9 protein-coding genes are annotated in these 9,576 nt (G+C 61.8%); 8 read left to right on the top strand and 1 reads right to left on the bottom strand.

Annotated elements, in window-relative coordinates; all coding sequences use genetic code 11:
* A partial coding sequence (locus K9L28_10615) for an ADP-ribosylglycohydrolase family protein (GenBank protein MCF7936780.1) occupies nucleotides 1-758 on the bottom strand: 758 nt, incomplete at its 3' end.
* 406 nt (nucleotides 759-1,164) lie between these two features.
* Between K9L28_10615 and K9L28_10610 the strand changes: the two genes are divergently transcribed.
* The 8 genes from K9L28_10610 to K9L28_10575 all read left to right on the top strand — a co-directional run bounded on the left by K9L28_10610 (nucleotide 1,165) and on the right by K9L28_10575 (nucleotide 9,486).
* Nucleotides 1,165-2,274, top strand: coding sequence for a bacteriohemerythrin (locus K9L28_10610; protein ID MCF7936779.1), 1,110 nt, complete (start codon nucleotides 1,165-1,167; stop codon nucleotides 2,272-2,274).
* Between the two features lie 470 nt (nucleotides 2,275-2,744).
* A complete protein-coding gene (locus K9L28_10605) occupies nucleotides 2,745-3,698 on the top strand; it encodes a TAXI family TRAP transporter solute-binding subunit (protein ID MCF7936778.1) in 954 nt (317 codons plus the stop codon).
* A gap of 96 nt (nucleotides 3,699-3,794) precedes the next feature.
* A complete protein-coding gene (locus K9L28_10600) occupies nucleotides 3,795-5,762 on the top strand; it encodes a TRAP transporter permease (GenBank protein MCF7936777.1) in 1,968 nt (655 codons plus the stop codon).
* On the top strand, nucleotides 5,762-6,652 hold the full coding sequence (locus K9L28_10595; GenBank protein MCF7936776.1) for an isocitrate lyase/PEP mutase family protein: 891 nt from the start codon (nucleotides 5,762-5,764) through the stop codon (nucleotides 6,650-6,652). Before K9L28_10600 ends, K9L28_10595 begins: the two co-directional genes overlap by 1 nt.
* A 360-nt stretch (nucleotides 6,653-7,012) precedes the next feature.
* The gene (locus tag K9L28_10590; GenBank protein MCF7936775.1) at nucleotides 7,013-7,777 is read left to right on the top strand and encodes an IclR family transcriptional regulator; all 765 of its coding nucleotides are present in this window, start codon (nucleotides 7,013-7,015) and stop codon (nucleotides 7,775-7,777) included.
* A gap of 370 nt (nucleotides 7,778-8,147) precedes the next feature.
* Nucleotides 8,148-8,420 carry a hypothetical protein gene (locus tag K9L28_10585; protein ID MCF7936774.1) on the top strand — a complete coding sequence of 91 codons (273 nt, stop codon included), beginning with the start codon at nucleotides 8,148-8,150 and terminating at the stop codon, nucleotides 8,418-8,420.
* Between the two features lie 30 nt (nucleotides 8,421-8,450).
* Nucleotides 8,451-8,915 carry a pyridoxamine 5'-phosphate oxidase family protein gene (locus K9L28_10580; protein MCF7936773.1) on the top strand — a complete coding sequence of 155 codons (465 nt, stop codon included), beginning with the start codon at nucleotides 8,451-8,453 and terminating at the stop codon, nucleotides 8,913-8,915.
* A 103-nt stretch (nucleotides 8,916-9,018) separates the two neighbouring features.
* Nucleotides 9,019-9,486, top strand: a complete 468-nt coding sequence (locus K9L28_10575; protein ID MCF7936772.1) for a siroheme synthase — start codon at nucleotides 9,019-9,021, stop codon at nucleotides 9,484-9,486.
* The last annotated feature ends 90 nt before the right edge of the window (nucleotides 9,487-9,576 follow it).

Here is a 9,576-nt window from a genome sequence, read left to right as displayed (position 1 = left end):
TCCACCACGCCTTCCTCCAGTGTGGAAGCGTGGAGGAGCTGCCAGAGGGCGTTGCCGAAGGCGATGAGCACCCACCCCTGCTGCCGGAGGTAGTCCGCCGGCGGTGCGTGGCGCGCTGCAGCGACGGTGTCGGCGAGGGCGGGATCCACATGCCGCCGGCGGGCCCAGTTTGCGATCTGCCGGTAGAGGCTGTCGGTGCTGCAGCCGGTGCGGACGGCATGGGCGACGGCCATGACGTAGAGGGCGCCGGCCTGTCGGCAGACAGGATGGGGGTGGGTGAGCCCGGCGTCGGATTCCGCCCATGCCGCCGCGTCCTCCAGGCTGTGGGCCGCGCCGAAGATCCCCAGCGGGCTGATCCGCATCATGGCGCCGTTGGCCTGGCTGTGGGGATTCAGCATCCCTGTGAGCGCCCCGGCGATGGTGTTGCCGCAGTCGAAGGGCCCCGAATCCAGCCAGGTTCGGTAGGCCTCCAGGGCCTGCTGCCGGTCGTAGCGGCCTTCGTCGGCCAGCAGTCGGGCCAGCGCCAGTGCCATCTCGGAGTCGTCGGTGGGCTGTCCGGCGATGGTGCCCCAGGTGCCGCCGTCCTGGAGCCTGCGGACCCCCTTGGGGTAGGCCGCGGCGATCCGCTCGGGGCTCTGGAACTCCACCAGGCCGCCCAGGGCGTCCCCCGCCAGCTGTCCCAGCAGGGCCCCCCGCGCCCGGGACCGGATCTCCCCGGGACGGTCCGCCGATTGTTCGTGTTCTTCCTGCCGCGTCATGGTTACCTCCCTGTTCGTTGGTTGGCATGGATGTGCGTAGTGTAGCTCTAGAGAAGACATTATCCAGTATATCCCATGATCGCCATCGCCTGCCCCTCTGCAACAGCCCTCCGGACGTGATAAGGAGGTGCGGTAGCCGGACGGGGCTTTCCGGACTTCCTTTCAATGAAGCGGAACGGCGGAGCGGGCTCTCTCTCTGGAGGGCCCGCTCCATGTTTGCCCAGCCTGGCCCCTATTGGAGAATTTTTGAAGCTGTTACAATAATACGCAGTGACTGGCAACAGAGGGATGCCGTCGGCTCCGGACTCCAAAGGGTGCTGTGGTTACGGCCGCTTTCAGGGGGAGTCACGGGAACATTGCGGTATGCCCTTACAGAGTTCGGAAGCTTGCGGGAGGTCTATGCGATATGTCTACGGTATTCAACTGGAACGACTCGTTTCTGACGGGGATCGAGGAGGTCGACAGACAGCACAAGCAGCTGGTGGACCTGGTCAACGATCTGGGCGAGCTGGCCATGTCCGGCGAGGCCCCGGATGAGCAGGAGTTCAGCGCGGCGATCGACGCCATGGTGGACTACACCCATGTCCATTTCCGGGACGAAGAGGAGCTGATGGCCTCCTCCGGGCTGGATCCCCGGCATATCCGCGCCCATCACGAACAGCATCAGGCCTTTATCGACGAGGCGACCGTCTTCAGTACGAAACGGGAAACCCTCGCCACGTCCGAGGCCAAGGAATTACTCCAGTATCTGGTGGACTGGCTGGCCTACCACATCCTGGGGATCGACCAGAGTATGGCCAGGCAGATGCGGGCCATCGAAAAGGGCAAGACGGCCGCGCAGACCTTTGAAGAGGAGAGCAGGAATACCCAGGAGGGGGCCGAGCCGCTGCTGACGGCGCTCAAGGGGCTCTTCCAGACGGTTTCGGAGCGCAACCGCGAGCTGCGTGCCCTGAACCGCACGCTGGAGCAGAAGGTCAAGGAGCGCACCGCCGAGCTGGAGCGTGCCAACCAGCAGCTCCAGGCGCTGGCCATCCGGGACGAGCTGACCGGCCTGCCCAACCGCCGCTTCGCCGTCTCCGCCCTGGAGGAGCTCTGGAGCGAGTCGCGGGACAACGGCACGCCACTCTCGGTTCTCATGCTGGACGCCGACAAGTTCAAGCAGGTCAACGACACCTTCGGCCACGACGAGGGTGACAGCCTGCTGCGCGAGCTCTCCCGGCGTCTGCTCGATGCGGCGGGCAGCCACAACATGGTCTGCCGACTCGGCGGCGACGAATTCCTGGTGATCTGCCCGCATGCCGGAAGCGACGAGGCCGCAGGTGTGGGCCGGGCCATCCTGGCCTCCCGGAGGAGCCACTACACCGATGCCGGCGAGGAGTGCTGGGATGGAGCGGTCAGCCTGGGCTACGCCGCGGCCGGTCCCTCCATGGATACGCCTGGCGACCTCCTGAAGGCCGCCGACCGGGCTCTCTACGAGGCCAAACGCCGCGGCGGCGACCAGATGGCCCCGGCGTAACCGTGGATTCGTTTCCCCCGGGATGATTCGGCGGTCCTTGCTTCTGCCGGCCCCCCGGGGTTGACGGCTGCTGGAGACGCCAGGGTATGCGGTGTGCAGGCGCCCCGCCTAACGCTGTGCCTGCATTGGACAGTCCTGCGGTTTCCCCCTTCCTCCAGCCATTTTATGCTCCCCAATCGTTTCTCTGTTCCTGGAAAAGGCAAACAATGGTGCCGGAAACCTTCGCCATCTCCTGCCTTACTGCTGCGCGGAGCAGGCGCACCAGATATGGTCCTGCAGTCCTTGCGGGGCCGGATGAACTGTGCGCCGGTCCCAAGCCGGACTCAATATAGTCTTCCTCCTTGATGTTTGCCCAAAGGGCACACGACCCCTTGACAGCCCGCCGGGATCTCCTATACTGGTCTGTAATATCCGCTCTGTAGTTTCTAATATCCACTGAGTGGATAAACATGTTCGGGGAGGCGATTTGTATGTCACGTGGGCTGAAGGTTTTTCTGGCGGTGCTGTTCGTTGTCGTGCTCTGCGGCAGTGCAGCGGCGGACGATGTGTTCATGCGGATAGGAACGAGCAGTGTGGGCGGAGGCTTCTACCAGATAGGCAACACCATAGCGCAGCTCGGGAACAGGCAGCTTGACGGGTACAACTTTACGGCCGTTACCGGCGGGTCCATGAAGAACTCGCTGAATCTGGGACGCAAGGAGATAGAGCTTGGGCTCGTTCAGTCGGCGACGCTGATGGACGCCTGGTACGGCGAAGGCGAGTTCGACGGCAAGCCCGTTAAGGACCTTCGTTTCGTGACGGCCATCTATCCCATGCCCTTTCATATCCTGGTCCACAAGGGTGCCGGAATCGACAGTGTCGCCGATTTCAAGGGAAAGAGGATCGATGTCGGGCCCATCGGCGGCGGTATCGAGGTCAACACAAGCCGGGTACTCTCCGTCTATGACATGACCTTTGACGATATCGAAGTGGAGCGTTTCGGGCGTTCCGAGGTGTCGGAGGCGCTGAAGACCGGGCGTACCGAGGGCCACATCTGGGCCACCAGCATCCCCAACGCGATGGTCACCGATATGTGCAGCAGCGGGAAGGTCACCCTCATTGAGCTGGAGGATGAAAAGATCGACGCGATCGTGGAGCAGTATTCCGCCTATGCACCTGCAGAGATCCCCGGCGGCGTCTACGAAGGCGTTGACGAGCCCCTGGATGTTGTCGCTGCGGTAGGCACATTCCTCACCTATGCCGATATGGACGAAGAGCAGGTCTACCAGGTGACAAAGATGCTCTACGAACATTCCGACTGGCTCAAGGAGCGGCTCAGTTACTTCAAGCACATGGGCCCGGAATTCGCCCTGAGCGGCATGGTCTGCCCGCTGCATCCGGGTGCGGAGCGGTACTATAAGGAGATCGGCGTTATCGAGGAGTAGCTGGGTACCACCGATATAACCACCGGTGTGCCGCGCTGATCCGTTGACCGGCGCGGCACACAATGTCGCTGATGCTATTACCGGGGAGGAATTGCCATGTCGGCCACTGCATATGAAAAACAGAAGCCCACCGAGAAGTCCGGACGGAGGAGCTTCTCCGGGCGGTTGAAGGTATTCATCACTGTGCTGACCCTGGTGCTTGCCATCTTCCATCTCTACACTGCCTTCTTCGGGCTGATGCCGGCAATGCAGCAGAGGAGCTTTCACATCTGTTTCGTGCTGGTTTTGATCTTTCTTCTTTTCCCGGCGGGTAAAGGTTCACCCCAAAGCACACCTTCGTGGCTCGACTGGATTCTTGCCTCCCTGGCCCTGGTCTGTTCGCTCTACATCTTTTTCAACTATCCTGCCATAGCCGGGCGGGCCGGAATGTACCTGGAGTACGAGCTCTATCTCGGTGCCATCATGACGGTGCTTGTCTTCGAGGCCGGGCGCAGGGTTCTCGGCTATCCCTTGCCCATTTTCTGCTCGCTCTTTCTCTTCTTTGCCTATTACGGACGTTCCATGCCTGGCCCGCTGAAACACTTCGGGCTCTCCATTCCCCGCATCCTCGAGGAGCTCTACCTGACCACCGACGGTCTCTTCGGCCTGGTGGCAGGGGTCTCTGCCACCTACATCTTTCTCTTTGTTCTTTTCGGAGCCTTTTTGAAATCCACGGGGACCTCTGTCTTTTTCAACGATCTCGCCATGGCGCTGGCGGGACACCAGAAGGGCGGCCCGGCCAAGATCGCCGTACTCTCCAGTGCTCTGATGGGAACGATCAGCGGGAGTACCTCGGCGAACGTGGCGACCACGGGGGCCTTCACCATTCCTCTGATGAAAAAGATCGGCTACAGGGCGCACTACGCCGGCGCCGTCGAAGCGGTGGCCTCTACGGGGGGACAGATCATGCCGCCGGTGATGGGGGCCGCCGCCTTTATCATCGCCGATGCCCTGGGCGTGAAATACATCAATGTGCTCATGGCAGCCCTTGTCCCGGCGCTGCTGTACTTCTGGGGCGTGTGGTGCTGTCTCTCCCTGGAGGCCCACAAGCTGGGTCTTGAGGGACTGGCGAAGAGCGAGCTGCCGAAGCTGAAAACCGTACTGCTCACCAGCGGCTATAAGGCGATTCCCCTGCTGGTGATCATCTACATCCTTGTGAAAGGCTACAATCCGCTCTATGCCGGTGTCTGGGGGATCATCACGGCGAGTGGGCTCAGCTTCGTCAGAAAGGAAGAGCGGCTCAATCTCAGGGAGCTTGTCCAGACCCTTGAAAACGGGACCAAAACGGCGCTGCCCGTCGCCATCGCCTGCACGATCGTCGGTATCGTGATCGGCATGATGGGCGCCACCGGCGTGGCGCTCAAAATCGGTGACGCCGTTCTCATGCTGACCCAGGGGAATCTCTTCCCCACGCTTCTGATCACCATGGTGATCTCGCTGCTGCTCGGCATGGGGATGCCCACTACGGCAAGCTACGTCATGGCAAGCGCCGTGGCGGCGCCGGCCCTGGTCCTTCTCGGGACCAAAGCGCTGGACGCCCATCTCTTTGTCTTCTACTTCGCCGTCCTCTCCACACTGACACCGCCGGTCTGCGTTGGATGCTACACCGCCGCCGGTCTGGCGGGGGCGAATCTCAACAGGACGGCTGTCGCGGCGATCAAGCTGGCGCTCGCCGGGTTCATCATTCCCTACATTTTTATCTACTCGCCGGATCTTCTCCTGACCAACGTCCAGAACTGGGGTCGGTTTGTTCTCACCTTCGCCACCGCGGCCATCGGCGTCTTCGGGCTTTCGCTGGCAAGCGAGGGGTATTTCAGGGGCTACCTGAACATGCTGTTCCGTTTCGTTGCACTGTGCAGCGCCCTGGCCCTGATCTACCCCGGCGTGACCACCGATCTTGCCGGCTTCGCGCTGCTCGGTGCCGTCATCGCTTACCAGTTCGTCCGGTCATCTTCCGCGAAGGTGGCTTCAGGGACGGATGCCGATCAGGTCGAGCCGGCTCACACCATGAAGGAGGATCAGTAATGAAACCAACAACAATGCTGAAGAAGATGCTTCTTGAAAAACGGGCCGTGCCGTGCCCCGGAGCGCACGATGCCATGTCGGCGAAACTGATCGAACGGACCGGTTTCGAGGTGTTGCAGGTGAGCGGATTCGGTCTTGCCGCCACCTACCTTGGGCTTCCCGATATGGCCTTTCTCTCTTCCAGCGATATGCTCAACTTCACCAGGAATATCGCCGCAGCCGTGGATATCCCGGTGATGGCCGACGCCGATACCGGTTTCGGGAATGCCGTGAACGCCATGTGGATCACCGAGCAGGTGGTCGGCACAGGTGCCGCAGGTATGAATATCGAGGACCAGCTCTTCCCCAAGCGCTGCGGCCACCTGGAAGGCAAGCAGATAGTCCCGGACGATGAGATGGTGCTCAAGGTCAAGGCCTGCCGGAAGGCGGCAGATGCCCTGGACAGCGATTTCGTCATCAATGCCCGCACCGATGCCATCAGCACTGAAGGGATCGAGGGGGCCATCAGGCGGGGCAATCTCTATGCCGAGGCGGGGGCGGACATGATCTTCGTCGAGGCGCCCCGTTCCGTGGAGCAGATCGAAAAGGTGGTCAACGAGATCGCCGCCCCGGTGAGCATCAACCTCTTCGACAACGTCAAGGGTGGCAAGACGCCTCTTGTTCCCCTGCCCCGTCTCCGGGAGCTCGGCGTCGCCAGGGTGAGCATCCCTGTGGGGACCACCTTTGCAGCGATGAAAGGTGTGGAGAACTACCTCGAAGCGATCAAGGGGGGCGCCCTTGCGGAGGGACGCTACGATCTGGTCAGCCAGTTCGACGAGTTCAAGGAGCTTGTGGGATTCAACGAGCTCCGGGCGAAGGAACGTGAGTATCTCCCGAACTTCGTGGAGTAGCGCAGAAGGGAGGATTCCTCCTGTTCCGCCGGCGGCGGAAAATCTCCTGCCGCGGTAACCGGGCTGAGAAGGCAGGGAGGCTCTTCTTTCATGAAACCTATCCCGGACCCCCTTGGGGACGTGATGGCGCTTCCTCCTGTGTGCCCGATCTGACCGGCAACCACCATCAAGACGCAGCAACCTGCACCACACTCATACTCCTTCAGAGCACCGGGGGCCGCCGCCCCCGGTGACACTGTCCGTCAGGCGCGGAATTTGACGCATACACGGAGAGGCGTACACTACCATCTGATTTGGTAAGATTTGGGGAATGTCGGAGATTTCGGGGTAGGGAGTTACTGAAAAAGGGAGCGAGCCTATATGAAAAAGAGCGCCATTGAAAAAGCACTGGCTGTGCTGGAATCCTTCTCCAAGGACCATAGGGAGCAGAGTATCAGCGAGATCGCGCAGAGACAGGGGCTTCCCTTTTCCTCGACACACAGGATCGCCTCCAGGCTTGTCGATCTGGGCTACCTCTACAGGGACCCCCATACCAAGCAGCTTTCGCTGGGGACACGTGTCTACTACCTCGGCAAAATCGCGGCGCTTTCCATGAATATCATCAATATCGCCCTGCCCTTTATGGAAGAGCTGAGAGACACAACAGGAGAGACGGTCAATCTCTACTTCCGAGAAGGCGATTCCAGGATCTGCTACGAGCATGCGCAGAGCAACCAGCGGCTGCAGTTTTCCGTTGAGCTGGGGAAGCGTATGCCTCTCTGGGCGGGGGCGTCGGGGAAGTGCTTTCTGGCCTATCTTCCGGAAGAGCAGTTTGAAGAGATCGTCGCCCAGGCCCAACCGTTAACCAAAAACACCATTGCCGAACGTGACGCCCTTGCACGGGAGACCGCCCTGATCCGGAAGCGGGGCTACTCCATGAGCCACTCCGAGCGCGAGGAGGGGGTCTCTTCAGTGGCGGTGCCGATCTTTAACCGGGAAGGTGCCGTTGTGGCCTCTCTGGCCGTTTCGGGCCCCTCCTTCCGGTTCGACGACGCCCGGTTGGACAACATCATTGCAGGCGCAGTGGGAACAGCCCGAAAAATTTCAGCCGCCCTGGGCTACGAACCCTCCAGGACCTCTTCCTAGCTCGGCACTTGCTGTGTACCCGCTACACTCCCGCGGCTGCAGCGGTGGCCAGCTGCCACCGCTCGTTCCTGTCGTTGTCGTCGTCGGCCCTGAGGCGCTCCAGTGCTACCCCATGCCACCACCTGTGAAGTGGCGTCGCCTCCGGGCTTGAGAAGCACCCCCTTCATGCCTACCTCGGGCTCCCGGCCACGGCCGTGGCCTCCACCACCTGGGAGGGCACGTGCTGCAAACAGGAATGGGCTGACGGGGCTCACCTATTGCAAATCTATCGTCTATTATCAAAACCAATGGAAAGAAGGCAGGCCTTGCTCCTTCGAGAAGGCCCATCCCCCGGCACATGCCGGGTAACAGTGCGTGAGATACTCATGATATGCTGAGTACAGCAGCCTGGAGGCGGGACACGATCATCGGCGCCCGGGGTATCACCGTGGCGGGACATAGGTTTCATCGGTCCTGGTGCGAATCGGAAGTAGAGCCCCCTGTCTTCGACATCCGCAAGAAGGGGGATGCATCCCGGCAGGGGCTCTATCGGGACAGCACGCTTGCCGTCTATCTGCAGGTGCACTCCAGCACCCGGTTTTCCTGCCCCACGGACTTTCCGGAGGCGGTGCGAAGCTTCGCCGGTGCAGGGGAAACGCCATAGAAGAAGGAGCTGATCAGAGTGTTCAGGGAAATGCGGAGGAAGGAAATGGAGATTACCGACAGCAAGGAGATCGAGGAGATCCTCATGCAGGCGCAGGTGCTCCACCTGGGGTTCTTCGACGAGGAATACCCCTATGTGGTGCCCATCACCTACGGCTACGAGGAGGGGCGCATCTACATGCACTGCGCCACCACCGGCAAGAAGATCGATCTCATACGGAGGAACCCCAAGGTCTGCTTCCAGGCCGAAACGGATGTGGCCTTCAACGATGCCCCCAAGAAGACCTCAGGCATCGCGCTGGCCTACCGGAGCGTCATCGGGTTCGGCACCATCCGGATTCTCGAGGACAACGACGAGAAACGGGAGGGCATCAAGGTGCTGGCCGCCCACTACAACGAGAAGGGCGTCCACGTGCAGCGGCCCGACGCAATGCTCCGGAACGTGGCCATCCTGGAGCTTACCGTCGATCACATGACGGGTAAGCAACACGACTAGAGCCCACCATCCGCCGTCTGGCCCTGGGGAAGCGGCTTTTCGGAGCCGCCCTGCAGCCGGCAGGCGGTGCCGGTGGGGCATTTCGGCGAGATTGGAACTGACCATGGCAGATCGTGACTTCAGCCTCATGATAGCGCTCAGCCCGGGGACCGGCCCGATTCTGGTGGTGGGCGGAGGGGCGACGGCGCTCCGGAAGGTGACAACCCTCCTCGGTGCGGGGTTCGCAGTGCAGGTGGTGGCGCCCGAGGTCTGCCCCGAGCTGGAGCGGATGACTGGCGGCGGGGTGACCATTGCCGGCAGAGCGGTCATGCGGGAAGACTTCCTGAACCACGCCTTCGCCCTCATCGCCGTCTCCAGGGAGGATACCCGGGCCATACTGCCCCTGGCGGAAGGCTCGGGATGCCTGCTCAACTGCTGCGGCGCCCCCGAAGAGAGCGACTGGGCGCTGGCGGCGCAGTTCGGCCACCGGGGATACAGGGTGGGTGTTTCCAGCTCCGGCGCCGATCCGGCAGGACCGGAAAGGCTGAAGGAGCGGCTCCGACGGCATCTCGGGGAAGGAGAGAGGGAATGATCCTCCCCACCCGCGCCAGCAGCCTTGCCCTCGCCCAGGCCGCCAGAGCACAGGAGGCGCTGTGCCGGGCGGGGTACAGCACGGAGATTG

The organism is Synergistales bacterium (assembly GCA_021736445.1).
Lineage (GTDB): Bacteria > Synergistota > Synergistia > Synergistales > Aminiphilaceae > JAIPGA01.
The sequence above is the reverse complement of the archived record's forward strand: the minus strand, read 5'-3'. Positions and strand labels throughout refer to the sequence as shown.